This is a genomic window from Shinella oryzae, assembly GCF_023038235.1.
Classification (GTDB): Bacteria; Pseudomonadota; Alphaproteobacteria; order Rhizobiales; family Rhizobiaceae; genus Shinella; species Shinella sumterensis.
The window spans coordinates 3,259,016-3,281,889 of the sequence record NZ_CP081987.1; the positions used below are offsets into that span (position 1 = coordinate 3,259,016).

Genomic DNA, 22,874 nt, shown 5'->3' on the forward strand with positions numbered 1-22,874 from the left:
GGGCTAAAGAGGCTGTTTGGAATTCAGCCTCTTCCGCTGTCGCTTTATGAAATCCTCCAGCGCCTCAATAAGACCTTCGTCAATATCACCACTGGCTATAAGCTTGATGTACTGACCGGGCTCGCTCTCCTCGGTAAGAACGATACGCTCTGATTGGGCAATGCTTAGAACTGGCGTTACCCTTGATAACGTCGCAGATGCCGCGGACGTAGTGACAGGCAACATAGATTGCTCTCCACCTACATCGCCACCTTCCTGCGCGTCGCGTATTGCCAAAGCTTTGTCCTCTGACGCCCCCTTGCTCAGGTCATAGGCATTTTCTAGCTGAAGAAAGCGGCAAGTTTCCAGATAACTTGAGACGGCCGGCCCAACAGCAACGTCCGAAAAGCCCTCGCGGACTAAAAATGAGCGCAGATTATTTTCTGACGGTACACCATCGGCGAACCTAATGCGTAAACGGCTGAAAAGCTCAGGCTCAAATGCAGCCGAATTCAAAGCGAACAAGCGGTCACTTGCTACATCAGGATGTAGAATGTCGACCGCACGCGTACTGATTCGCACTTCTCCTTTCCCAAACTTTTCGAGAAGGCCATACTGCAGCATACTAGCTATCATTTTTCCGGAATGGCCAGTTATTCCGCTGTACCCCATATCCCGTACGGCCGCTTCGCGGTCAATCGGATTTGTCCGATTGGAGGAATGTATTTTTTCAGCAAAAGCAATGGCTTGCTCAATATTTATGCTGGGGTAGCTTGGGCTCCTTACGCGACTCATGGCGGCTCTCCTAATACTTGCTGACTGCAAGCTATATTTTGCAGCTTATTTTTGCAAGGCTATATTGCGCGTGCAACTTGCGTCAGTTATGCTGCGCGAGAAAGGAGAACACTATGATGAGAAGAGGTATAGCCAACCGCACCATCGAGCACCGTCGCGGTTGGCGGTAAAAGGAAAGGGCCACAAAACACGCCGAGTACCAGTCGGAGTGAAATGTGACCCGTGGTGTCAGCGGACAAGCCCGAATCCGTTGGACGGAGTGACTGGGAATGCCGATCTCTGAACCTTTTGCATTTTCAGAATCGCACTTCCTGGCCTCCGTTTCAAGAGGGCATAATGTCGTAAACGGAGGTCATGATGACCAACGACAATATGCCGAGCTATACGCTCACCTTCGATAACGCTGTTCAGATTTGGCTTCGCCATTGGAGTGGCGAGTTTCAGAACCGGATTGCCGCCAGTTTCGATGTCAATCCGGGACGCGTGAACGAAGTTCTCAAGGAACGGAAGTTCATCGGCAGTCGCGAAGCGGCACTTGCCAAGCGCAGTGCGTAACAACGGGCCGGCGCCAAGCGTCGGCCTTTTTCCATTCTGAAAGGAATTACCATCATGTCCAAAGGACGCAATCAACACGTCGTACCCCACGCCGATGGCTGGGCCGTGAAAGGTGCCGGCTCCGAGCGCGCGACCAAGGTCGTCGAAACCCAGCGCGAAGCAATAGGCATCGCACGCGGTATCGCGCAGAATCAGGGAACTGAAATGCTGATCCATGGAGAAAACGGTCGCATTCGCGAACGTAACTCCTATGGCAGTGACCCTTATCCTCCGAAGGGCTGAACGGAGAAAGCGCATACCATAGAGGACCCTCTGGCTTGGTGAGAGGGTCCTCTACGGCTCGGAAGCGAAACCCGTAGTTATACCGCCTCCCAGCCGTCCTTTTCGCTGGCGCGGTAGATGGCGTCGATGAGCTTCTGGTTGTTGACGGAGCTTTCCAGCGGCACGATCTCCTCGTTTTCGCCGCGCGCCGCCTTGCTGAAGGCCTCGACCTCGCGGCGGTACTGGCGGGCATCCTGGAAGCGGAAGATCTGGCTTTCGGCGTGGTTCTGGTTGGTCAGTTCGAGTTCCTCGGCGCCGTAGCGGTCGGCGTTGAACGGAGATTTGACCTCGATGAAACCCTTGTCGCCGTGGAACACCATGACCTGGCGCTGGGCGAGCTGGGTGGAGACGTAGAAGGACAGTTCGAAATCGCCGAAATCGGCGCGCACGCTCGAATAGATGTCCGTGCCGAATTCCGGGTCGCGGTCGGTCGTGGCCTGCACGCGGACCGGCTCCTTGCCGGTGGAAAAGCGGGTGGTGATCGTCGGGTAGACGCCGATATCGGGCAGGCCGCCGCCGCCGAGTGCCGGCACGTTGCGCATGTTGCCGGGATCGCGGTTGAAATAGGTGAAGGCGCCCTGGACATGGCGCAGGCGGCCGATGGCGCCTTCCGAAAGGAGCGCGCGCACCTTGCGCCAGACCGGGCTGTAGGTGACCATGTAGGCTTCGGAGATCAGCACCTTGTTGCGGTCGCGCGCGGCGATCAGCGCGTCGATCTCGCCGGCGTGAAGCGCGATCGGCTTTTCGCACAGCACATGCTTGCCGGCATCCGCCGCCTTGATCGACCATTCGACATGCTGCGCCGTCGGCAGCGGGATATAGACGGCGTCGATCGTGTCGGAGGCCAGCATCTCCTCATAGGAGCCGAAGGCATGCGGCACGGAGAAGCGGTCGGCCATGGCGCGGGCCTTGGAAAGGTCGCGGCTCGCGATGGCGGTGACGACGCAGTTCTCCGCGTCCTGGATGGCGGGCACGACGAGTTCGCGGCCGATCTTGGCCGTCGACAGGATTCCGAAACGCAGCATGATGTCACTCCCTGATTGCGGCGAGAGACTAGTCGCGCCGCCGTCCGCCTGCAAGTTCGGAAAAATCCGCCGCGCCGCGTGCAAAGCCCGCCGCGGCGTCCTATGTTCGGCGCAACGATTTGAGAACGTACCCTGGAGGATCCCATGCAGTTTCGACCCCTCGGCAAGACCGGCCTGTCCATCGCACCGCTGGTTTTCGGCGGCAATGTCTTCGGCTGGACGGCCGACGAGAAGACCTCGTTCGACCTCCTGGATGCCTTCACGGATGCCGGCTTCAACGCCATCGACACGGCCGACGTCTATTCGAGCTGGGTGCCGGGCAACAAGGGCGGCGAGTCCGAGACGATCATCGGCAAGTGGCTGAAGCGCACGGGCGTGGCGCGCGACAAGGTGGTGATCATCACCAAGGTCGGCTCTGATATGGGCCAGGGCCGGCGCGACCTGCGCAAGTCGTGGATCCTCGAGGAAGTCGAGGCCTCGCTGAAGCGCCTGCAGACCGACCATATCGACCTCTATCTCTCGCACTGGCCGGACGACGCGACGCCCTATGAGGAAACGCTGGAAGCGCATGCGAGCCTTGTCGCCGCCGGCAAGGTGCGTGCCTTCGGCGCCTCCAACCTCGATGCGGACCAGCTGCAGGCCTCGTTCGACGCCGCCGACAAGGCGGGCCTGCCGCGTTATGGGGTGCTCCAGCCGGAATACAATCTCTACGACCGCGACGGTTTCGAAGGCGCGCTTGCCGATCTCTGCCGCAAGGAGGATATCGGCGTCATCACCTATTTCAGCCTCGCGTCCGGCTTCCTGACCGGCAAGTACCGCAGCAAGGCGGACACGGAAGGCACGGCGCGCGGCGAGGCCGCGCAGCGTTACCTCGACGACAAGGGCCTGCGCATCCTCGCCGCCCTCGACCAGGTGGCCGCCGAGACCGGCGCGAAGCCTGCCGAAATCGCGCTTGCCTGGTTGATGGCCAAGCCGGCCGTGACCGCACCGATCGCCAGCGCCACCAGCCTTTCGCAGCTGGCGAGCCTCACCAGGGCGGCATCGCTTTCGCTCTCGGCCGATCAGGTCGCGCTGCTCGACAGGGCAGGGGCGTGACCGCCGGCCTGATGATCCGCGACGCGGTGGCAGCGGACGAGACGGCGTGGCGGGCGCTCTGGGCCGGCTATCTCACCTTCTACGCGGCCGGCGTGCCGGAGGAGGTGACGGCCTTCACCTGGGCGCGCATCCTCGATCCCTCCTCGCGGGTCACCATGCGTGTCGCGGAAGGGGACGGGCAGCTCGTGGGCTTTGCCATCCACCACTATCACGACTGCACCTGGGACATCGCGCCGGAAGGCTATCTCGAGGACCTCTATGTCGATGAGACGGTGCGCGGCAAGGGCATCGGCCGGGCGCTGGTGGACGATCTCATCGCCCTTGCGAAACGCCACGGCTGGCGCGGCATCTACTGGCACACCAACGGCGACAATGCCCGCGCCCGCAGGCTCTACGACAGCTATGCCCCGGCCGACGGCTATGTGCGCTACCGCCTGAAGACATAGGCCGGCCCCGCATCGGGGCCGGTTCGACACCAATGCCGGCCGGTCAGCCGGCGATGCCCTTCAGCGTGTTGGCGACGTTGAGGCCGATTTCCGGCACGCCGTAACCGCCTTCCATGATGGTGACGACGGGCACGCCGCTGGCGGCGACCGCCCGGCCCATCGTCACGTAATCCGGTGACGTCAGCTTGAAGAAGGAAATCGGGTCCTTCTCGAAGGTGTCGACGCCGAGCGACAGCACGATCGCCTCCGCGCCGAAGGCGGAAATGCGCTTCAGCGCGTCGTGCAGGGCCTGCTCCCACACGGCATAGGGCGTGCCAGGCGGCAGCGGATAGTTCTGCGTCGTGCCTTCGCCGGCGCCCTTGCCGGTCTCCTCCGCATAACCGAGGAAATGCGGGAAGGCTTCGGCCGGATCGCCGTGCAGCGAGGCGAAATAGACGTCGTCGCGCTCGTAGAAGATGTCCTGCGTGCCGTTGCCATGGTGGAAGTCGACATCGAGAACGGCGACCTTCTTCGCGCCCTTGTCGAGCAGCCGCTGGGCGGCCACGGCCGCATTGTTGATGAAGCAGTAGCCGCCGAACGAATCGATGCCGGCATGGTGGCCCGGCGGGCGGCAGAGCGCGAAGGCGGCCTTTGCGCCGGAGGCGAGGATATCGGTGGCCGTCAGCGCGGTGCGCATGGAGGAAAGCGCCGCCTCCCAGGTGCCCGGCGAGATCGCCGTCTCGGCGGCGTTGCAGTAGTAGCCGAGCAGGCCGTCGATCTGGGTGGGAATGCGCGGCGAGGTGCGGCGCACGGGGAAGGAGGTGGCGATGGCCTCGCCCCGGTAGCCGGCCGCCTTCCACTGGTCCCAGGCGGTTTCGAGGAAGGACAGGTAGCCGGCGTCGTGCACCTTCAGCGCGGTTTCGAGACCGTAATCGTCAGGGGCGGCGATGTCGGTGAAACCACCATCCTTGACGGCCGCCAGGATCCATTCTGCCCGGAACGGCGCCTCGAACGGCGGCACCAGCTCGCCGCCGTGAAGTTCGCTGCGGGCGTTCCTGAGCTTGTGGTCCTCGGAAAAGATAACGCGCATGAAGGGCTCCCCATTTTCATTCGGGCGCGACGGTAGTGCATTTTTTACACAAGGGGAATCGGCGGGATGAAGGGGAGATGTTTTCTGTTTCCCCTTCATCCGCACCGGCCTTCAGGCCACGGCGGCGCGCTGCTGCCGCGCAAGGCCGATCTGCTTGAGAAGCAGGATATCCGCGACGGCGACGGCGGCCACGGCGATGAAGGCGATGCCCGTCACCGTCAGGCCGTCGCGGCCGGCGACGAGGACGGCGATGCTGCCGACGACCCACAGCCCGTCACCGGCGATGGCAAGGCGGACCGCGGTGGCCGAAGGCGGCACCTGCCGCCCGAGCGCGAGGTGGAACAGGCCCCACAGCAGGAAGAATGCCGCCAGTCCGGCGACGAGCGCGGGCGTGGCGAACGGTCCGACGAGCGCTCCGACCGGGCCTGGTATCCCGAAGAACAGGACGGCGACGGCCAGCGAGAAGACGCCGTCGGCGAAGAGGACGGATTGCAGGAGATTGCGGTTGAGGGCGGAAAACATGATGGGCTCCTTCGTTGTCGATGGCGCCATCCTGCCGGCCATGGTGCAGCAAACCAATTACCTCGGAGGTAATGGAAATCATGCGCCACCTCCTGTTTACTGCGCGCCGGTCTGGAGGAAAGCATGGAATTCGGCGATCATCTCAGGGAATGGCGCGGCCACCGCCGCATGAGCCAGCTGGAGCTGGCAAGCGAGGCCGGCATTTCGGCGCGCCATCTGTCCTTTCTGGAAACCGGCCGCTCGCGCCCGTCGGAAGGCATGATCCTGCGGCTTTCGGCCGTGCTCGACATTCCCGCGCGCGACCAGGGCGCGCTGTTTTCCGCCGCCGGCTTCCGGCCGCGTTTCGCCACGACGCCGTCGGCCAGCCTCGCCGCCCTTCCGGCGGCGGTGGTCGAGGCCATCGGCCTCATCCTGGACCGGCACGATCCCTATCCGGGCGTGGTGTTCGACCATGAATACAACGTGCTGACGGCCAACCAGGCCTTCATGGGCCTTGCCGGCATGGCGGGGATTGCCGTTTCGCCCGGCGACAATTTTCTCGATGCCTATCTCGGCCCCACGCCGCTGCGCTCCATCGTCGTGAACTGGCCGCGCTCGGCCGCCGACCTCGTCAACCGCATCCGCGCGGAAGCCCGTCTCCAGGGACCGCGCAGCCCGCTCCTCAAACGCATCGAGCGGCTGGCGGCGGCGGACGATGTCCGGGCGGCGCTTGACGATTTTCCCGCCACCGAACGGCTGCCCGTGCTGCCGATCGAGATGCGGATCGGCGCGAAGCACTTCAGCTGGATCACCACGCTCACCTCCTTCGGCTCCGCGCAGGATGCCCTCGTGCAGGGCGTGCTCATCGAAAGCTTCTTCCCCGCGGATGCGGAGACGCGAGCTCATTTCGAGGGTGGGGCGGGGCCGAAGACGAAACGGGAATAGCCGAGGAAGGACCAGGCCATCGCGCAAAGCGAGGCCACGGCGACGGCAAGCACGGGGGGAAAGGTCGGGAAGGCGACGACGAGGGCGGAATAGAGCGCATAGTTCAGTACGGAGGCCAAGAGGCCGACCCCGCCATAGCGTGCGCCTTCCGCCACGAGGCCACGCGCGCTGCGACCGAAGGTAATGGTGCGGTTCACCCAGAACGTGAACAGCATGGCAAGCGCGATGGCGATGAGCCGTGCCGTGAGCGGCCCGAGCGGCGTGGCCCACAACAGCAGCGCCAGCGTGCCGGCGTCGACGAGGAAACCGGCAATGCCGGTGGCCGCGAAGAGCAGGAGACGCCTCATGCCGCGCGCGGCCGCTCCGCGGGATGCTGCGTCGCGGGGGCGCGATGGCGATGGCCGGCATGACCGGCCGGCAGGTTCATGTAGTGGATGCGCAGCTGCTCGGCGCGGGCGCGGGCAAGCGAATCGAGGATCATGCCGGCGGAGAAGACGAGGAAGGAAATGAGCATCAGGACGAGCGAGAAGACCCAGGTCGGCATGCGCTCGACGAGGCCGGTCTCGAAATAGGCGACCAGCACCGGCGCCATGAAGATCAGGCTTGCCAGAAGGAAGCCGCCGCTGATCGCGCCGAAGAAGGTGAAGGGCCGGGTTTCCTTCATCAGCATGGCGAACATCCACAGGATCTTTCCGCCGTCGCGGAAGGTGGAGAGCTTGGAATGCGAGCCGTCCGGGCGCCGGCCGTAATCCAGCTCCAGCTCGGCCACGGGCAGGCGCAGCCGCGAGGCATGCACCGACATCTCCGTCTCGATCTCGAAGCCGCCGGAAACGGCCGGGAAGCTTTTCGCGAAACGGCGCGAGAAGGCGCGGTAGCCGGAGAAGATGTCGGAGAAATCGTTGCCGAACAGCGAACGGTAGAGCGTGTTGAAGATCCGGTTGCCGAAGGCATGGCCCTGGCGGCCGGCATCGGCACGCACGCCGCGGCGCGTGCCCACCACCATGTCGGCGCCCTCGGTGATCAGCGTGCGGATGAGTTCCGGCGCATCGGAAGCGGCATAGGTGCCGTCGCCGTCGGCCATGATGTAGATGTCGGCCTCGATGTCGGAGAACATGCGGCGCACCACATTGCCCTTGCCCTGGCGGCGCTCGCGCACGACGGTCGCGCCGGCAAGGGCGGCCCGCAGCGCGGTCGAATCGGTGGAATTGTTGTCATAGACGTAGATGCGGGCCATCGGCAGCGTGGCGCGGAAGGCGGCGACGACGTCGCTTATCGTCTGGGCCTCGTTGTAGCAGGGCAGGAGCACGGCGATATCGAGGTCTTCCATCAGGGCTTCCGTCATGGGGTGCAGTCTCCCGTCCACGCCGCCTCATGCGGGCGCCGTTTTACTATTTCTTGAGAAGGTTAAGGCTAGGTTTCGGGCGGCTTCGAACGCTGCACGAAAGGGTCAGGACATGCCGGAAACCACGCCCTCGGCCCTGCCGCTCGCAGCCGCCGTCGCGCCGCCGCGCCGCCAGGGCATGACGACAGGCGTGCTGGCGCTCTACGCCGCCATCGCCATCGTGCTCCTGCTTGCCGTCTCGCTGCCGTTTGCCACCGACTATGTCGGCGCCGACAACGACGACACGATGCGCCTCGTCATGGTGCGCGACCTCATGGCCGGCCAGGGCTGGTTCGACATGACGCAATATCGCCTCGGCCTCGACGGCGGCACCTTCATGCACTGGTCGCGGTTCATCGACCTGCCTATCGCCAACCTGATCGGCTTCTTCTCGCTTTTCGTCGAACAGCCGCGCGCGGAAGCGCTGGCGCTGGCGGTCTGGCCGCTCACGCTGGTCGTGCCGGTGCTGTTCTTCATGGGATTGGCCGGCTCCCGGCTGGGCGGCACCGCCGCCATGCATGCGACGCTGATCCTGACGACGATCTTCGTCGTGGCGCTCAACCGCTTCCAGCCGGGGTCGATCGACCACCACAATGTGCAGCTCGCCATCGTCGCCGGCATTGCCGCCATGCTGCTCGATCCGGGCCTGCGTGCACGCGACCATGCGGTGGCCGGCGCGCTGGCGGGCTTCGCCATCGCCATCGGTGCGGAAACCACGCCGCTGATCGGCGCGGTCTGCCTCGTCGTGGCGCTGCGCTGGCTCTGGCTGGGCGCGGCATTTCGTGCGGCCGCGGCCGCCTTCGGGCTGGCGCTGGCGGCGACGGTGACGCTCGCCTTCTTCGCCACGGTCGCGCCGTCGCGCTACACGCAGGTGACCTGCGACAGCCTGTCCTACGGCTTCTATGCGCTCGCCACCTTCGGCGGTGCGATGCTGTTCCTGGTCGCATCCCTTACCAGCAACCGGGCCTTCGGCGGCCGGCTCGCCGCCCTCGCCATAGGCGGTGCGGTGATTTCAGGCGCGGTCCTCGTCATCGCGCCCGGCTGCCTCGCCAATCCGCTCGACACGCTCGATCCGCTGCTGAAGACTTTCTGGCTGTCGGGCGTCATCGAGGCGCAGTCGGCCGTCGCGCAGTTCCGGCTGGAGCCGGCCTCCATCGGGACCTATTACGCGCCGGCCCTGCTCGCGCTCGTCGTCTGCCTGTGGCGCATCCGCCGTGGCGAGGCCGTGGGCGGGCACCTGACGATACTGGCGCTGATCGGCGTCGCCTTCGCGGTCTCGCTCATCCAGATCCGCGGCGCGATCTTCAGCAACCTGGTGTCGGCACTGCCGCTCGGCTTTGCCATCGCCGACCTGCGCCGGGCCTCGAACGCCCATCCGAGAAACCTCGGGCTCGGCCTCGCCTTTGCCGGCCTGACGCTCGCCGCCGTGCCCGCGACCTGGGCGCTTGCCGGCGCGCTTTTGCCCGGCCGCTCGCAGGAGAAGCTGCAGGCCGGCCTTGCCGGCACCGCGAAGGTGCGTGCCGCCTGCACGGCGCAGTCCTCCATCGCGCCGCTGGCAGGCGAGCCGGCGGGCGTCGTGTCCGGCCCGTCCAATCTCGGCGTGCAGATATTGCGCTACACGCCGCACCGGGTGCTTTCGGCGCCCTACCACCGCAACCAGGGCGGCATGCTGACGGAGCTGCATATCGGCCTGTCCAACCCGCACCAGGCGGAAGCCTTCCTGCGCGGCGCGCATGTGACGCTCGTCGCCTTCTGCCCCGACGACACCCAGACCCGCGACCTCGCCAAGGCGGAGCCCGAAGGCCTCTATGCCGATCTTTTGAAGGGGCGGGTGCCGGATTACCTGGAGCCGATCGCGGGAACCGAGAACGCCGCCTTGCAGCTCTTTCGGGTAAGGCCGCAATAGCGGCACTGCGCTGGGGACATGGCCCGCACCGGCCTGTCATCTGCCGGCAAACGCACTAGACTTGGCGGCATGAGCTTCTTTTCGGACAATGATTCGCCCAGCAACCTTGCCGAATACTCGGTGTCGGAACTGTCCGGGTCCATCAAGCGCACGGTCGAGCAGGCCTTCGACCAGGTGCGCGTGCGCGGCGAGATTTCCGGCTATCGCGGCCCGCATTCATCGGGGCATGCCTATTTTTCGCTAAAGGACGATCGGGCGCGCATCGATGCCGTCGTCTGGAAAGGCAGCTTCTCGCGCCTGCGCTTCAAGCCGGAAGAGGGCATGGAGGTGATCGCGACAGGCAAGATCACCACCTTCCCGGGCTCCTCGAAATACCAGATCGTCATCGAGACGCTGGAGCCGGCCGGCGCGGGAGCGCTGATGGCGCTTCTGGAGGAACGCCGCCGCAAGCTCGCCGCCGAAGGCCTGTTCGATGCGGAGCGCAAGAAGCCGCTGCCCTTCCTGCCGAAGGTGATCGGCGTCGTGACCTCGCCGACCGGCGCCGTCATCCGCGATATCCTGCACCGCATCGCCGACCGGTTCCCGGTTCATGTCGTGGTCTGGCCGGTCAAGGTGCAGGGCGAGGGATCGGGCCAGGAGGTGGCCGCCGCCATCGAGGGGTTCAATGCGTTTGTGCCCGGCGGGCCGATCGCGCGGCCCGACGTGCTGATCGTCGCACGCGGCGGCGGCAGCCTGGAGGACCTCTGGAGCTTCAACGACGAGATCGTCGTCAGGGCCGCGGCGGCCTCGCGGATCCCGCTGATCGCCGCCGTCGGGCATGAAACGGACTGGACGCTGATCGACCACGCCGCCGACCGCCGCGCGCCCACCCCCACGGGGGCGGCGGAAATGGCGGTGCCCGTGAAGGCCGATCTCCAGGCCGAGATCGCCTCGCTTGCCGCACGGCTCGGCGGCGCGATGGCGCGCCAGATGGACAATCGTCGCCAGGGCGTGCGCGCGCTTGCCCGCGCGCTGCCCTCGCTCGACCAGCTTCTGGCCCTGCCGCGCCGCCGCTTCGATGAAGCCGCCGCCGGTCTCGGCCGCGGGCTGCACATGAACACCGTCAACAAGCGCCGCAGCTTCGAGCGGGTGGCGGCGCATCTGCGCCCCGACATGCTGGTGACGCGCATCGCCGAGCGTCGACAGCGCGTCGACGAGCGGCTGCTGCGGGCCGAGCGCGTGATCGAGCGTCGGCTCGACCAGCTGCGCGCGCGGCTTTCGGCCTTCGACGTGTCCCTGCGGGCGACACCCGCCCGCATCACGACGCAGACCGAGCGTTCGCGCGACAGGCTCAAGGGCCTCGCGATGCGCGGCGAAAGCGCGCTTGCCGGCGATCTGGCGCGCCGGCGCGCGCTCTTGCAGGCGCAGGACCGCGTGCTGCAATCGCTCTCCTACCGCAACGTGCTGAAGCGCGGCTATGCGCTGGTGCGCGACGAGGACGGCGCGCCGGTGAAGGGGGCGGGCGAACTCGGCCCCGGCCGCGCCATCGCCATCGAGTTCGCCGACGGCGTGGTCGATGCCGTCACGGGCCCTGTTACGGGCTCTGGCACGGGTTCAGGCGGCGGCGGCGCGCCGCAGCGCAAGAAGCCGGCCAGACCGGAAACGGACGCGGCAAAACCCGCGCCGCGCCAGGGCTCGCTGTTCTGAGGCCGCCATGCGCATCCTGCTCGTGCTCGCCCACCCGCTGGAAGACAGTTTCGCCGCAAGCATCGCGGAAACGGCGCGCAGGACGCTGACGAAAAACGGTCATACGGTCGACCTGCTGGACCTCTATCGCGAGGATTTCGATCCGCGGCTGAGCCAAAGCGAGCGGGCGCGCTACTTCGCGCCGGATTACGACCCCGCCGAGGCCGAGCCCTTCGTCTCGCGCCTGAAGCAGGCGGACGGGATAATACTGGTCTTCCCGCAATGGTGGTTCAATTTCCCGGCCATCCTGAAGGGCTTCTTCGACCGGGTCTTCGTGCCCGGCGTCGCCTTCGAGAACGATCCGGCCGGCGGGCGCATCCGGCCGCGGCTTGGCAATATCCGCCTGTTCTGGGCCTTCACCACAACGGGCTCGCCCTGGTGGGTCGTCAACCTCTATATGGGCAATCCGGTCAGGCGGCTGCTGAAGCGCGGCATCGCCGCCTTCTGCGCCAAAGGCCTCGATTTCCGCATGGTCAATCTCTACGACATGGACCGCGTGGACGAGGGCAGGCGCAGGGCGCATGTCGCGCGCGTCGAAAAGCTCGTCGGCCGCATCTGATCATTCGAATTTCGAAAGGAAGGTCCGGAGCAGGCCGTCGAGCGCGTCGCGTTCGTCGGCGCTCAGCGCGGCGACCAGCCGGTGCTGGTTCTGCACATGGCTTTCGACCGCCGCATCGACCAGCGCCAGTCCCTTGTCCGTAAGCGCGATGATCACGCCGCGCCGATCGTCCGGATTGTGCGTGCGTTCTATGAGGCCCGCCTTTTCCAGCTGGTCGAGCCGGTTGGTCATGGTGCCGGAGCTGACCATGGTGGTGGCGAGGAGATCGCCCGGGGACAGCCTGTAGGGCGCGCCGGAACGGCGAAGCGTCGCCAGCACGTCGAAGGCCGCCATGTTGATGCCGTGGCCGGCGAAGACCTTTTCCGTCTCGCGGGCAAGGTGGTTGCGCAGGCGCGCGAGGCGGCCGAGCAGGCCCATCGGCCCGGTGTCGAGGTCCGGGCGTTCGCGGTTCCATTGCGCGGTAATTCTGTCGACGTGATCCATGGCGCGACTAAAGAGATAAATTATCTTGACGTCAAGATAATCCCATATATCTTGATATCAAGATTCTTTGTTTAGAGATAAATTCATGTCCCGCGCTTCCGACATCCTGTTGACGGCAACTGCCCCCGCCATCTGGGGCAGCACCTATATCGTGACCACGGAGCTGCTTCCTGCCGGCTATCCGCTGACGGTCGCCATGCTGCGGGCCCTGCCCGCCGGCCTCCTTCTCCTGATCATCGTACGGCAACTGCCGCGCGGGATCTGGTGGCCGCGCAGCTTCCTGCTGGGCGCGCTGAACTTCTCGTTCTTCTGGGCCATGCTCTTCGTCTCGGCCTATCGCCTGCCGGGCGGCGTAGCGGCGACGGTGGGTGCGATCCAGCCGCTCATCGTGCTCGCACTGTCCCGCGCGGTGATGGGCACGGCGGTCCGGCCGCTTGCGGTGCTCGCCGGTCTGGGCGGCATCGGCGGCGTTGCGTTGCTGGTGCTGACACCGGCGGCAAGCCTCGATCCGATCGGCGTTCTCGCGGGTCTTGCAGGCGCGGTGTCGATGGCCTTCGGCACGGTGCTGTCGCGCCATTGGCAGCCGCCGGTGCCGCCGCTCACCTTCACCGCCTGGCAGCTCACGGCGGGCGGCCTGCTCCTGGTGCCCGTCGCATTGCTCCTCGAGCCGGCCCTGCCGGTGCCGACGGCGGATAACCTCATCGGCTTCCTCTATCTCGGCGTGATCGGGGCGGCGCTGACCTATATCGTCTGGTTCCGCGGCCTGTCGCAGCTCGGCCCGGCGACGATCTCGCCGCTCGGCTTCCTGAGCCCGATGGTGGCGGTCGTTCTCGGCTGGGCGCTGCTCGGGCAGGACCTGCGCCCGTTGCAGATTGCCGGAATGCTGGTGATCCTGGGAAGTGTCTGGCTCAGCCAGAAGGCACAGGCCGCGCCCGCGCCGCTGCCGCGCGCGACAAGCCCGGCGCATTGAGGAAACGGCCGGCGTCATCAACGCCGGCCGTTTCGTGTCCTGTCGGGGTCAGGCCCATTCGCCGGCGCGCATGACGGGCACGCGGCTTCCGTCGGCGCGCACGCCGTCGATATCGACCTTGTCGGAGCCGATCATCCAGTCGATGTGGATGAGGCTTTCATTGCCGCCCTGCGCGCGGATCTGTTCCGGTGTCAGGCTCGCGCCGTCGAGGAAGCACTTCGAATAGCACTGGCCGAGCGCGATGTGGCAGGAGGCGTTCTCATCGAACAGGGTGTTGTAGAACAGGATGCCGCTCGCCGAGATCGGCGAGGAATGCGGCACCAGCGCCACTTCGCCGAGCCGGCGCGCGCCCTCGTCGGTATCCAGAACCTTGTTGAGCACCGCTTCGCCCTTCGACGCCTTCGCCTCGACGATGCGGCCGCCCTCGAAGCGCACCCGGATATCGTCGATCAGCGTGCCCTGGTGGGAAAGCGGCTTGGTGGAGGAGACATGGCCTTCGACGCGCAGGGCATGCGGCGTGGTGAAGACCTCCTCGGTGGGAATGTTCGGATTGCAGGTGATGCCGTTCTTGGCCGTGGAGGCGCCGCCGTGCCATTCGTGACCGTCGGCCAGTCCGACCGTCAGGTCGGTGCCCGGGCCGGTGAAGTGGAGGGCGGAGAAGCGCTCGCCGTTCAGCCAGGCGGAACGCTTGGCGAGGTTGGCATTGTGCGCGGCCCAGGCCGCGACCGGGTCGGCGACATCGACGCGCGACGCGGCGAAGATGGCGTTGGCGAGCTTTTCGACCGCTACGTCTTCAGGGTCATCAGGGAAGACCTGCTTCGCCCAGGACGGGTTGGGATAGGAGACGATGTTCCAGTTGATGTCGAAATTGGCGATCTTCTCCAGCGCCGGCTTGTAGGCCATGGAGTTTGCCTTGTTGGCGCGCGCGACCTTGGAAGGGTCCTCGTTGGCCAGCAGCATCGGGTTGTCGCCGGCAATGGCGAGACGCGCCGCGCCATTGGCATAGGCCTTGGCCATGCCCTCGTAGAGCCAGTCCGCGGCGCGGTCGAAGCTTTCGTCCGGCGCGTGGCGGTAGCGGGCAAGCGTCGCTTCCTCATCGGCATAGAAGGTGCTGACGAGCCCGGCACCGGCCATATAGGCGTGCTTGGTGATGAGCCGCACCAGCGGCAGGGCGGCGATCGGCGCCGTCATCACGAGGTCCTGCCCCTTCTGGAGCTGGAGGCCGACGCGCACGGCCACTTCGGCGAGCTTGTCGAGTTTGACGGGATCGACGGGGGAGGCGGGATGGGTCATGGCATGCCTGTCTGTTGCGATGGATAGGGCAAACTTAGTGTGCCAAAGGGGCAATGAGAAGGAGGGAAGATGAGAAGGTGTCTCAGGCAATCACGGGCGCGGCGATGGCTTTGAGCGCCGCCACCACGTCGCGCGGTGCAAGCCGCACCTGAAGGCCGCGCTGGCCGCCGTTGATATAGACGGCCTCATGCGCCAGCGCCTCCGCCTCGATGGCCGTCGGCACCTGTTTCTTCTGGCCGAAGGGGCTGATGCCGCCCACCACGAAGCCGGTCAGCCGCTCGGCGTCCGCCGGCTTCATCATCGCGGCCGACTTGCCCTTGAAGGCGCCGGCGAGCTTCTTCATGCTGACCTCGCGGTCGGAGGGCACGATCACGCAGACCGGCTTGCCGTCCACCTCAGCCATCAGCGTCTTCAGGACGCGCGACGGGTGCTCGCCGATCGCTTCCGCCGCCTGGAGGCCGACGCGGTCGGCACTGGGGTCGTAATCGTAGGTGTGGAGGGTGAAGGAAACGCCGGCCTTGCTGAGGGCCTGGGTGGCGCGCGTGGTCTTGGACATGGGGCTGCCGTCATCGAAGCTGAAGAGAATGTCTGCCATGGGTGGCAGGTGGCGGGCCTGCCTGTCAATGCGCGGGCCGTCGCACCGCGTCATCTTGACAGCGTGCCGCGCATTCCCAACTCTCGGACGGACAACAGGAGAGCGCCATGAGCGACGACGACGAGAGCAAGCTCACCCGCACCAAGCGCCAGTGGGCGGGCGAGGGCCGGTTCCTCACCGGGCGCATCACCCGCCCCGAGACCGACCGCCTGCCGCCCGGCCAGCATCTCGTGAAGAACTGGCCGGTGCTCGACCTCGGCCAGCAGCCGGTGATCCGGCCGGAAAGCTGGCGGCTGGACGTGAAGGGCGGCGCGGAAAACCCGATGTCCTTCGACTGGGCGGCCTTCCTCGCTTTGCCGCAGAGCGACCGGCTCACCGATATCCACTGCGTGACCACCTGGTCGCGCTACGACAACCGCTGGCAGGGTGTGGCGACGCGCGACCTGCTGGCGCTCGTCATGCCGCGGGCGGAGGCGCATTTTGTGATGCTGACGAGCTATGACGGCTACACGACCAACCTGCCGCTTGCCGATTTCGCCGCCGAGGACGCCATCCTCGCCACCCATTGGGAGGGCCAGCCGCTCTCCGTCGAGCATGGCGGTCCGATGCGGCTCGTCGTGCCGCACCTCTACTTCTGGAAAAGCGCCAAATGGCTGACGCGCATCGACTTCCTGCCCGGCGACCAGGCCGGTTTCTGGGAGCGCAACGGCTACCACATGCGCGGCGATCCCTGGGCCGAGGAGCGCTACTCTGACGACTGAGGCTCAGAACAGGGTTTCGTAGATCTCCGGCTTGAAGCCGGCGGTCAGCGCGCCGTCGCGATCGAGGATCGGGCGCTTGATCATCGAGGGCTGGGCGAGCATCAGGGCGACGGCCTTGCCGGCATCGAGGTCCTGCTTGTCGGCATCCGGCAGGGCGCGGAAGGTCGTGCCGGAGCGGTTGAGCACGGTTTCCCAGCCGAGCGTGTCCACCCAGCGCTTCAGGCTCTCCGCGTCGATGCCCTCGGCCTTGTAGTCATGGAACCGGTAGGTCACCCCCTTGGCGTCCAGCCAGGTGCGGGCCTTCTTCATCGTGTCGCAGTTCTTGATGCCGTAGATGGTGACGGTCACGCATGCCTCCTTCTGTCGTTTGCGCCTTCTTAAGCCGCGACGGCGCTCACGTCACGCCCAGATAGCGGCCCGGGCGATGGTTGATGGCGAGCGTCATGTTGACGATGACGGCGCCGATCAGCGACAGCGCGAGCCGGTCGGCCGGGATGACGAACCAGGCGGCGGCGAGGATGGCGAGGTCCACGGCAAGCTGGAAATAGCCGGCGCGCAGGCCGAAGCGATCCTGCAGGTAGATGGCGAGGACGTTGATCCCGCCGAGCCCCGTGCGGTGGCGGAACAGGATGAGCAGGCCGGTGCCGGCGAGCGCTCCGCCCATGACGGCCGCATAGAGCGGATCGAGATGGGAAAAGCCGACGAGCTCGGAGGTCAGCCGGCTGAGCACGGAGACGAGCGTGACCGCCGAGAAGGTGCGCAGCGTGAAGGCCCAGCCGAGCTTCTTCACCGCCAGCACGTAGAACGGCAGGTTGATGAGGAAGAACAGCCACCAGAAGCCGATGCCCGTCGCATATTGCAGCAGGAGCGCTAGACCCGACGTGCTGCCGGTCAGCAGCACGGCCTTGGTGTAGATCACAACGCCGAGCGCCACGAACAGCGTGCCGATGAGGATGGCGATGATATCCTCATAGACGGAGTGCCGTTCCGGCGAGGTCGGGGTCCCGGTCGTCATGGAGGCCTCACAGGCTCAGGAATTTTTCGATGACGGCATCGACCTCGGCCGACTTGAGGCCGGCAATGTTGATGCGGCCGGAGGCGGGCATGTAGAGGGCGTGCTCGGCGCGCAGCTTCATGACGTCGGCTTCTTCCAGCGGCAGCAGCGAGAACATGCCTTCCTGCGTGCGCATCGCCGTCAGCACCTGCCAGCGGGCGGAAAGGCCGGCGGCGAGGCGTTCGCGGATCGAGGTGATGCGCTGGCGCATGGTTTCCAGTTCCGCCATCCAGTCGGCCTTGAGCGCGGCATCGCCGAGAATGGTGGCGACCACGGCCGCGCCATGGTCCGGCGGCATGGAATAGTTGGTGCGGGCGAGCGAGGCGAGGTTGCTGCGCACGGAGAGCGCCGTTTCGGCATTGCCGCAGGCGGCATAGATCGCGCCGGTGCGCTCGCGGTAGAGGCCGAAGGACTTGGAGCAGGAGACGGCAACCAGCGTCTCGGGAACGGCTGAAAGCAGCGTGCGCAGCCCTGCGGCATCCTCCTCCAGCCCGCGGCCGTAACCCTGGTAGGCGATGTCGACGAGCGGCAGCAGGCCGCGCGCGGCGATGAGATCGGAGACGGCGCGCCACTGGTCGCCGGTGAGGTTGGCGCCGGTGGGGTTATGGCAGCTGGCATGCAGGAGGACCGCATCGCCGGCAGACGCCCCGGACAGGGCCTCCATCATGCGATCGAACAGCACGGTCTGGGAGGGGACGTCGAAGAAGGGATAGCCGACGACCTCCAGCCCGGCGACCTTGAAGATCGCGGCATGGTTCGGCCAGCTCGGCAGGCCGAGCCAGATGCGCTTGGTGCCCATGAGCGCCATGAGATCGGCGGCGAGGCGAAGCGCGCCGGATCCGCCCGGCGTCTGGAGGGCGGCGGTGGCGCGGCCCTTGCCGGCCTCGCCCGTCGTCAGCGTCCAGAGATGATCGAGAAAGACCGGGTTGCCCTCGGGGCCGACATAGGCCTTGGTCGGCTGCGTCTCGACAAGGCTGCGCTCGGCGGCCTTGACGGCGCGAAAGATCGGGGTCGCGCCCGTCTCGTCGCGATAGACGCCGACGCCGAGATCCACCTTGCCGACGCGCGCATCCGTGCGGAAAAGGCCGATCAGCGCAAGCAGCGGATCGTCGGGCTGGCGGGCGAGGGCATCGAACATGTCAGGGGATCCTGTCTGGGGTGGCAATGGTCGTGGTGTAGGGGAAACGTCCCGCAAAATCGACCATGATTTTGCGGGCATCGCGCAAGGTACTTTTATCTTCTTGCGCATTTCAGCTAGATTGATCCCGGTTTTTGCTGATGGGGCCGATATGGACAGAAAGATTGCCGACGACGTCGTGCTGGACCAGACGGACAGGCGCATCATCCGTCTGCTCGTCGAGGATGCGGGCCTCTCCAACAACCAGCTCGCCGAAAAGGTCGGCCTGTCGCCCGCACCGCTGTCGCGCCGGCTTGCGCGGCTTGAAGCGAGCGGTGTCATCCGGCACACGGTGATCGTCGATCCGCGTGCTGCCGGCATCGGCTTCCAGGCCTTTCTGGAAGTGTCGCTCGAGCGCACCGGCCCGCGTGTCGGCGAACGGTTCATCGATCTCGTGCGGCGCATGCCGGAGGTGGTGGAATGCCACACGGTTGCCGGCAGTTTCGATTTCCTGCTGAAGATCGCCGTGAAGGACGCCGGGGATTACCGTCGGCTGCTGTGGAGCGAATTCGAGCGCATGGGCGAGATCAAGACGCTGCGCTCGACCATCCTGCTCGACAGCCCGAAGATGCAGGTGAGCCCGCTGCCGTGATTTTTCCGGAACCTTCCCGCCGCCGGGCTGTTGCCGGAAAGGCGCGCGCGCCCATATGATGAATGGGTGCCACGAGGAAGGTGCATTGGACAGGAACAGCAGGACGACATCCGCCACATTGCTGACGGCCATCCGCAATCGCCGCGGTCATCGGCCGCCGGAAAGCAATCGCCCGGGCGACACGGTGATCGCCTCCTACAACGTGCACAAATGCATCGGCGTCGACCGGCGCTTCGATCCCGAACGCACGGCAAGCGTGATTGCCGAGATCGACGCGGACGTGATCGCCGTGCAGGAGGCGGACAAGCGTTTCGGCGAGCGCTCGGGCCTGCTGAACCTCGAGGCACTGGAGCGCGATTGCGGGCTGGTGGCGGTGCCGATCACATCACTCTCGTCCTCCGGCCACGGCTGGCACGGCAACATGATCATGATGCGCAAGGGCGTGGTGGGCGGCGTCCGGCAACTGAAGCTGCCGGGCGTGGAACCGCGCGGCGCGCTCGTCGTGACGCTCGACCTGCCGCGCGGCAAGCTCCGGCTCGTCGCCGCCCATTTCGGCCTGCTCAAGCGCTCGCGCGAGCAGCAGGCCATGGCAATCCTCGCTTCGGTGGCCGAGGAGGAGGCCATGCCCACGCTGCTCGTCGGCGATCTCAACGAATGGCGCGTCGGACGGCGCTCCTCGCTCGCACGCCTCCAGCCGACCTTCGACCCGGCGTCGGGCGCGGTGCCGAGCTTTCCCTCGCGTTTTCCGGTTCTGGCGCTCGACCGGGCGCTCGGCCATCCGCATGACCTCGTCACCTCCGTGGAAGTGCACGACACGCCGCTGGCGCGCATCGCCTCCGACCACCTGCCGATCAAGGCGCATATCGACCTGGAAGCCGTGTCGAGCCGCGCGGCGGACCCTACAGATAGGGCGAGCCAAGCCAGGTAATGTGCTCGACGAGGCGCTGGACGAAGGGCCGCGCCCTGATTTCCTCCAGCGTCACCTCGTGGGCACCGGCAAGGGCGGTGTCGATGCGCTCGCCGATGAGGCTGGCGAAGCCTTTATCCACCACCTCGATATCCACCTCGAAATTCAGCCGGAGCGAGCGCGGATCGATGTTCGACGAGCCGATATAGGTCCAGGCGTCGTCGACCACCGTGAGCTTGGAATGGTTGAACACGCCGGCGGCGCGCCAGATGCGGCAGCCGTGTTTGAGCATCTGGTCGAACTGGGCGCTCATGGCGAGGTCGACCAGTTTCAGGTTGTTGGAATAGGGCACGACGATATCGATCCTGACCCCGCGCCGCGCGGCCGTGAGAATGGCGCTGATCAGTTCGCGGTCGGGCAGGAAATAGGGCGACATGATGCGGATGTGCTTCTTGGCGACGGACACCGCGCCCATCAGCACGCGATGGTTGGTTTCCAGGCTCTTGTCCGGCCCTGACGGTACGACGCGGGCCAGCATGCCGCTGCCCGGCGCATCCGGCGGCGGTGCGATATGCCAGGCCTCGCCGGAAAGCTCGTCGCCGCCGGAAAAGCGCCAGTCCTCGTAGGCGAGGCGGAAGAGATCGCCCACCACGGGGCCGGTGACGCGGAAATGCGTATCGAGCGCCGCCGCCGCGCCGGCGAATTCCGTGCAGAAGCCGGCGCGGATGTTGAGCCCGCCGGTGAAGGCGACGCTGCCGTCGACGATGAGGATCTTGCGGTGGGTGCGCAGGTTCGCATAGGGCAGCCGGAGGCCCATGACGATATTGCCGTTGAACACGTCGACTGGCACGTTCGCCCGCTTCAGTTCCGACACGACGGAGGGAATGGAATAGCGCGCGCCGACGGCATCGATCAGCACGCGCACCTCTACGCCGCGTTCCACCGCATCGGCAAGTGCCGCCACGAAGCGGCCGCCGGCATCGTCCCGGTCGAAAATGTAGGTTTCCAGCAGGATGGAGCGTTCGGCGGCATCGATGGCGGCCAGCATGGTGGCGTAGGCCTCGTCGCCGCTCGACAGGAGGCTAATGCGGTTGCCCGAGGTCAGCCGGAAGCGGCCGACCGTGTCGCCGAGCCGCTGCATGGCGGCGAGCGCCCCGCCGAAGGCCACCTGCACATGCTCGTTGGACACGTCGTATTCGGCGCGGTGCTCCCAGCCGGAGGCCAGCAGTCCCTCCCGGCTCAGGCTGAGCGTCTTGCGGCGGATGCGGTTCACCCCGGCGACGTAGTAGATGAGCGCGCCGACGACCGGCGAGAGCACGATGACGCCGACCCAGCCGATGGCGGCGCGCACCTCCTCCTTCGTCATGGTCGCGTGGATCGCGGCCGGAACGCCCAGCGCGATGGACAGCGCGACGAGGATATGCGGCCAATAGGCGGCGAAAGTGTCAAACATGATGCGTTCGGCTCATCCCGCGGGCGGCAAGCCCGCCCCGCTATATATTGCCCCGGATGATGCGAATGCGAGAGGGTGTTTTGCCGCTTGGCGGAAAGATTTTCCGCCCTGGCGTCAATCCTCCAGCGTGCCGGGTTTGCGATCGCGTCGCGTCGCCTCGTGGCCGGCGATCTTCATGAGGTCGTCGCCGCGCCGCGCATAGCGGGCGGAGCTGCGGGTGGCGATCAGCCCGTCATGGCGGGCGGCCAAGGTGATCGTGCCGTCCGCCTCGCCGGGGCGGGTAATGAGGGTTGCGAGGATGTCGCCCGCCTTGACCGTCTCGCCGATATCGCGGTGGAAGAGGATGGTGCCGGGCGCGGGCGCCTTGACCATCTCGATATTGTCGAGCGGCACGGCCGGGCCGGTATAGGCGCGCACGCTGAGCGCGGGATCGGCGACGACACCGCGCCCGGCGAGGAAGGCCCAGAGGCCGTCGGCATCGCGGGCGGCCATGCCGGCATAGACGTCGCGGCGGCCGCGCAGTTCCACGGTCACGGAAAGGCGTCCGGGCACGGTTTTCAGCTTGTCGCCGCCCTGATGCTTGAAGGCATGGCCGACGGCTTCCTCGAAGGCGGTGCTTTCGCCATCGGAAAGGAAGACCGCCTGCATGTCGAGGGCTGCGGCGAGATCGGCCGCCTCCGGCCAGAAGGCATCGTCGATATAGGCATATTGCAGGGATTCGTCGTCGCAATGCAGGTCGAGCACGAGGTCGTGGCCGAGTGCGGTGTGGAGCAGCGTGCGCTTCAGCCGGTCGACGGCGCTGCGGCGGTCCAGGTCGGCGATGAGCGTATCGCGCTCTGCCAGCGCCACGAGCGGGAAATCCCGGTTGAAATTGGTGCGCGAACCCAGGTCGAACCGGCCTTCCATCTCGCCGAAATGCGACTGGGCAAGCCCGATCGGATTGGCCTGCGGGATGACGGTGATGTCGCCGCGAATGGTGCCCGCAGCATCCGCCGCGCGCAGCTTTTCGAGGAGGAAATGCGCCACCGCGACGCCGGGCAGTTCATTGGCGTGGAGGGCGGCCTGGATATAGACGGAGGGCGCCGTCGCATCGCTGCCCTCGAAGCGGAAGACCGGCGCGCGCCATTCGATGCCGGCCGTATCGCCGCCGATGATGATCTCTGTCCGTTCCACGTCATGCCCTCGCTGCTTCGTTTCGCCCGGTTATGCGAAGGGACGGCGCGTTCCGCAAGCCCGGCAAGAATCGGGTTGAAAGCGGCGGGCCAAAGCCCGATCTTCGGTGAAACG

General features: G+C 66.1%; 26 protein-coding genes. 12 read left to right on the forward strand and 14 right to left on the reverse strand.

Annotated elements, in window-relative coordinates; genetic code table 11:
- Nucleotides 1-3: 3 nt before the first annotated feature.
- Nucleotides 4-774 carry a hypothetical protein gene (locus tag K6301_RS15850; RefSeq protein ID WP_247218324.1) on the reverse strand — a complete coding sequence of 257 codons (771 nt, stop codon included), beginning with the start codon at nt 772-774 and terminating at the stop codon, nt 4-6.
- Nucleotides 775-1,131: 357 nt separating this feature from the next.
- Here K6301_RS15850 and K6301_RS15855 point away from each other — a divergent pair, with 357 nt between their 5' ends.
- Nucleotides 1,132-1,329, forward strand: coding sequence for a hypothetical protein (locus K6301_RS15855; protein ID WP_247218326.1), 198 nt, complete (start codon nt 1,132-1,134; stop codon nt 1,327-1,329).
- Between the two features lie 54 nt (nt 1,330-1,383).
- Nucleotides 1,384-1,611, forward strand: coding sequence for a DUF2188 domain-containing protein (locus K6301_RS15860; RefSeq protein ID WP_247218327.1), 228 nt, complete (start codon nt 1,384-1,386; stop codon nt 1,609-1,611).
- Between the two features lie 77 nt (nt 1,612-1,688).
- Here the strand turns inward: K6301_RS15860 and K6301_RS15865 are convergent, their stop codons facing one another.
- Nucleotides 1,689-2,675, reverse strand: coding sequence for a Gfo/Idh/MocA family protein (locus K6301_RS15865; protein ID WP_247218329.1), 987 nt, complete (start codon nt 2,673-2,675; stop codon nt 1,689-1,691).
- 144 nt (nt 2,676-2,819) lie between these two features.
- Between K6301_RS15865 and K6301_RS15870 the strand changes: the two genes are divergently transcribed.
- A complete protein-coding gene (locus K6301_RS15870) occupies nt 2,820-3,770 on the forward strand; it encodes an aldo/keto reductase (RefSeq protein WP_247218331.1) in 951 nt (316 codons plus the stop codon).
- An 11-nt stretch (nt 3,771-3,781) separates the two neighbouring features.
- Nucleotides 3,782-4,216 carry a GNAT family N-acetyltransferase gene (locus K6301_RS15875; protein ID WP_247220638.1) on the forward strand — a complete coding sequence of 145 codons (435 nt, stop codon included), beginning with the start codon at nt 3,782-3,784 and terminating at the stop codon, nt 4,214-4,216.
- A gap of 43 nt (nt 4,217-4,259) precedes the next feature.
- Here K6301_RS15875 and K6301_RS15880 read toward each other — a convergent pair whose 3' ends face one another.
- On the reverse strand, nt 4,260-5,285 hold the full coding sequence (locus K6301_RS15880; RefSeq protein WP_247218333.1) for a histone deacetylase family protein: 1,026 nt from the start codon (nt 5,283-5,285) through the stop codon (nt 4,260-4,262).
- A gap of 111 nt (nt 5,286-5,396) precedes the next feature.
- A complete protein-coding gene (locus K6301_RS15885) occupies nt 5,397-5,807 on the reverse strand; it encodes a hypothetical protein (protein ID WP_247218335.1) in 411 nt (136 codons plus the stop codon).
- A 123-nt stretch (nt 5,808-5,930) separates the two neighbouring features.
- Between K6301_RS15885 and K6301_RS15890 the strand changes: the two genes are divergently transcribed.
- On the forward strand, nt 5,931-6,731 hold the full coding sequence (locus K6301_RS15890) for a helix-turn-helix domain-containing protein (RefSeq protein ID WP_247218337.1): 801 nt from the start codon (nt 5,931-5,933) through the stop codon (nt 6,729-6,731).
- Here K6301_RS15890 and K6301_RS15895 read toward each other — a convergent pair.
- The gene (locus tag K6301_RS15895) at nt 6,689-7,078 is read right to left on the reverse strand and encodes a GtrA family protein (RefSeq protein ID WP_247218339.1); all 390 of its coding nucleotides are present in this window, start codon (nt 7,076-7,078) and stop codon (nt 6,689-6,691) included. The genes K6301_RS15890 and K6301_RS15895 overlap by 43 nt on opposite strands.
- Entirely contained in the window at nt 7,075-8,073 is a 999-nt protein-coding gene (locus K6301_RS15900; protein ID WP_247218341.1) for a glycosyltransferase, read from the reverse strand. The genes K6301_RS15895 and K6301_RS15900 overlap by 4 nt, the downstream gene beginning before the upstream one ends.
- A gap of 112 nt (nt 8,074-8,185) precedes the next feature.
- Here K6301_RS15900 and K6301_RS15905 point away from each other — a divergent pair, with 112 nt between their 5' ends.
- The 3 genes from K6301_RS15905 to K6301_RS15915 all read left to right on the forward strand — a co-directional run bounded on the left by K6301_RS15905 (nt 8,186) and on the right by K6301_RS15915 (nt 12,302).
- On the forward strand, nt 8,186-10,018 hold the full coding sequence (locus K6301_RS15905) for a hypothetical protein (RefSeq protein ID WP_247218343.1): 1,833 nt from the start codon (nt 8,186-8,188) through the stop codon (nt 10,016-10,018).
- 69 nt (nt 10,019-10,087) lie between these two features.
- The gene (gene xseA / locus K6301_RS15910; RefSeq protein WP_247218345.1) at nt 10,088-11,704 is read left to right on the forward strand and encodes an exodeoxyribonuclease VII large subunit; all 1,617 of its coding nucleotides are present in this window, start codon (nt 10,088-10,090) and stop codon (nt 11,702-11,704) included.
- Nucleotides 11,705-11,711: 7 nt separating this feature from the next.
- Entirely contained in the window at nt 11,712-12,302 is a 591-nt protein-coding gene (locus tag K6301_RS15915) for an NAD(P)H-dependent oxidoreductase (RefSeq protein ID WP_247218347.1), read from the forward strand.
- Here K6301_RS15915 and K6301_RS15920 read toward each other — a convergent pair whose 3' ends face one another.
- Complete coding sequence (locus tag K6301_RS15920; protein ID WP_247218349.1) at nt 12,303-12,785, reverse strand: MarR family winged helix-turn-helix transcriptional regulator; 483 nt, start codon at nt 12,783-12,785, stop codon at nt 12,303-12,305.
- Nucleotides 12,786-12,870: 85 nt separating this feature from the next.
- Here K6301_RS15920 and K6301_RS15925 point away from each other — a divergent pair, with 85 nt between their 5' ends.
- Nucleotides 12,871-13,755: an EamA family transporter gene (locus K6301_RS15925; protein WP_247218351.1), complete on the forward strand. Its 885-nt coding sequence runs from the start codon at nt 12,871-12,873 to the stop codon at nt 13,753-13,755.
- Between the two features lie 48 nt (nt 13,756-13,803).
- Here K6301_RS15925 and K6301_RS15930 read toward each other — a convergent pair whose 3' ends face one another.
- Together K6301_RS15930 and ybaK are read right to left on the reverse strand one after the other, a co-directional pair.
- Entirely contained in the window at nt 13,804-15,048 is a 1,245-nt protein-coding gene (locus K6301_RS15930; RefSeq protein WP_247218353.1) for an aminopeptidase, read from the reverse strand.
- A gap of 82 nt (nt 15,049-15,130) precedes the next feature.
- Entirely contained in the window at nt 15,131-15,604 is a 474-nt protein-coding gene (gene ybaK, locus K6301_RS15935) for a Cys-tRNA(Pro) deacylase (protein WP_247220639.1), read from the reverse strand.
- A 146-nt stretch (nt 15,605-15,750) separates the two neighbouring features.
- Here ybaK and K6301_RS15940 point away from each other — a divergent pair, with 146 nt between their 5' ends.
- Complete coding sequence (locus K6301_RS15940; protein ID WP_247218355.1) at nt 15,751-16,404, forward strand: sulfite oxidase-like oxidoreductase; 654 nt, start codon at nt 15,751-15,753, stop codon at nt 16,402-16,404.
- Nucleotides 16,405-16,407: 3 nt separating this feature from the next.
- Here the strand turns inward: K6301_RS15940 and K6301_RS15945 are convergent, their stop codons facing one another.
- Genes K6301_RS15945 through K6301_RS15955 form a run of 3 tightly spaced genes read right to left on the reverse strand, consistent with a single transcriptional unit; the run spans nt 16,408 to nt 18,596 of the window.
- A complete protein-coding gene (locus tag K6301_RS15945) occupies nt 16,408-16,752 on the reverse strand; it encodes an ArsC family reductase (RefSeq protein WP_247218357.1) in 345 nt (114 codons plus the stop codon).
- Nucleotides 16,753-16,798: 46 nt separating this feature from the next.
- On the reverse strand, nt 16,799-17,419 hold the full coding sequence (locus tag K6301_RS15950; RefSeq protein ID WP_247218358.1) for a YitT family protein: 621 nt from the start codon (nt 17,417-17,419) through the stop codon (nt 16,799-16,801).
- A gap of 7 nt (nt 17,420-17,426) precedes the next feature.
- Nucleotides 17,427-18,596 carry an amino acid aminotransferase gene (locus K6301_RS15955; RefSeq protein ID WP_247218360.1) on the reverse strand — a complete coding sequence of 390 codons (1,170 nt, stop codon included), beginning with the start codon at nt 18,594-18,596 and terminating at the stop codon, nt 17,427-17,429.
- A gap of 151 nt (nt 18,597-18,747) precedes the next feature.
- Between K6301_RS15955 and K6301_RS15960 the strand changes: the two genes are divergently transcribed.
- Both K6301_RS15960 and K6301_RS15965 read left to right on the forward strand, forming a co-directional pair.
- Nucleotides 18,748-19,227: an Lrp/AsnC family transcriptional regulator gene (locus K6301_RS15960; protein ID WP_247218362.1), complete on the forward strand. Its 480-nt coding sequence runs from the start codon at nt 18,748-18,750 to the stop codon at nt 19,225-19,227.
- An 85-nt stretch (nt 19,228-19,312) separates the two neighbouring features.
- Entirely contained in the window at nt 19,313-20,155 is an 843-nt protein-coding gene (locus K6301_RS15965) for an endonuclease/exonuclease/phosphatase family protein (protein WP_247218365.1), read from the forward strand.
- Here the strand turns inward: K6301_RS15965 and K6301_RS15970 are convergent.
- Entirely contained in the window at nt 20,127-21,587 is a 1,461-nt protein-coding gene (locus tag K6301_RS15970; RefSeq protein WP_247218367.1) for a phospholipase D-like domain-containing protein, read from the reverse strand. The two genes, K6301_RS15965 and K6301_RS15970, sit on opposite strands and share 29 nt — an antisense overlap.
- A 114-nt stretch (nt 21,588-21,701) precedes the next feature.
- Nucleotides 21,702-22,760: a M14 family metallopeptidase gene (locus K6301_RS15975; protein WP_247218370.1), complete on the reverse strand. Its 1,059-nt coding sequence runs from the start codon at nt 22,758-22,760 to the stop codon at nt 21,702-21,704.
- Nucleotides 22,761-22,874 lie beyond the last annotated feature (114 nt).

Excerpts from the sequence above, each read along its gene's own strand:
- K6301_RS15850 (WP_247218324.1), bottom strand. The coding sequence starts at position 774 with ATGAGTCGCGTAAGGAGCCCAAGCTACCCCAGCATAAATATTGAGCAA.
- K6301_RS15855 (WP_247218326.1), top strand. The coding sequence starts at position 1,132 with ATGACCAACGACAATATGCCGAGCTATACGCTCACCTTCGATAACGCT.
- K6301_RS15860 (WP_247218327.1), top strand. The coding sequence starts at position 1,384 with ATGTCCAAAGGACGCAATCAACACGTCGTACCCCACGCCGATGGCTGG.
- K6301_RS15865 (WP_247218329.1), bottom strand. The coding sequence starts at position 2,675 with ATGCTGCGTTTCGGAATCCTGTCGACGGCCAAGATCGGCCGCGAACTC.
- K6301_RS15870 (WP_247218331.1), top strand. The coding sequence starts at position 2,820 with ATGCAGTTTCGACCCCTCGGCAAGACCGGCCTGTCCATCGCACCGCTG.
- K6301_RS15875 (WP_247220638.1), top strand. The coding sequence starts at position 3,782 with ATGATCCGCGACGCGGTGGCAGCGGACGAGACGGCGTGGCGGGCGCTC.
- K6301_RS15880 (WP_247218333.1), bottom strand. The coding sequence starts at position 5,285 with ATGCGCGTTATCTTTTCCGAGGACCACAAGCTCAGGAACGCCCGCAGC.
- K6301_RS15885 (WP_247218335.1), bottom strand. The coding sequence starts at position 5,807 with ATGTTTTCCGCCCTCAACCGCAATCTCCTGCAATCCGTCCTCTTCGCC.
- K6301_RS15890 (WP_247218337.1), top strand. The coding sequence starts at position 5,931 with ATGGAATTCGGCGATCATCTCAGGGAATGGCGCGGCCACCGCCGCATG.
- K6301_RS15895 (WP_247218339.1), bottom strand. The coding sequence starts at position 7,078 with ATGAGGCGTCTCCTGCTCTTCGCGGCCACCGGCATTGCCGGTTTCCTC.
- K6301_RS15900 (WP_247218341.1), bottom strand. The coding sequence starts at position 8,073 with ATGACGGAAGCCCTGATGGAAGACCTCGATATCGCCGTGCTCCTGCCC.
- K6301_RS15905 (WP_247218343.1), top strand. The coding sequence starts at position 8,186 with ATGCCGGAAACCACGCCCTCGGCCCTGCCGCTCGCAGCCGCCGTCGCG.
- xseA (WP_247218345.1), top strand. The coding sequence starts at position 10,088 with ATGAGCTTCTTTTCGGACAATGATTCGCCCAGCAACCTTGCCGAATAC.
- K6301_RS15915 (WP_247218347.1), top strand. The coding sequence starts at position 11,712 with ATGCGCATCCTGCTCGTGCTCGCCCACCCGCTGGAAGACAGTTTCGCC.
- K6301_RS15920 (WP_247218349.1), bottom strand. The coding sequence starts at position 12,785 with ATGGATCACGTCGACAGAATTACCGCGCAATGGAACCGCGAACGCCCG.
- K6301_RS15925 (WP_247218351.1), top strand. The coding sequence starts at position 12,871 with ATGTCCCGCGCTTCCGACATCCTGTTGACGGCAACTGCCCCCGCCATC.
- K6301_RS15930 (WP_247218353.1), bottom strand. The coding sequence starts at position 15,048 with ATGACCCATCCCGCCTCCCCCGTCGATCCCGTCAAACTCGACAAGCTC.
- ybaK (WP_247220639.1), bottom strand. The coding sequence starts at position 15,604 with ATGTCCAAGACCACGCGCGCCACCCAGGCCCTCAGCAAGGCCGGCGTT.
- K6301_RS15940 (WP_247218355.1), top strand. The coding sequence starts at position 15,751 with ATGAGCGACGACGACGAGAGCAAGCTCACCCGCACCAAGCGCCAGTGG.
- K6301_RS15950 (WP_247218358.1), bottom strand. The coding sequence starts at position 17,419 with ATGACGACCGGGACCCCGACCTCGCCGGAACGGCACTCCGTCTATGAG.
- K6301_RS15955 (WP_247218360.1), bottom strand. The coding sequence starts at position 18,596 with ATGTTCGATGCCCTCGCCCGCCAGCCCGACGATCCGCTGCTTGCGCTG.
- K6301_RS15960 (WP_247218362.1), top strand. The coding sequence starts at position 18,748 with ATGGACAGAAAGATTGCCGACGACGTCGTGCTGGACCAGACGGACAGG.
- K6301_RS15970 (WP_247218367.1), bottom strand. The coding sequence starts at position 21,587 with ATGTTTGACACTTTCGCCGCCTATTGGCCGCATATCCTCGTCGCGCTG.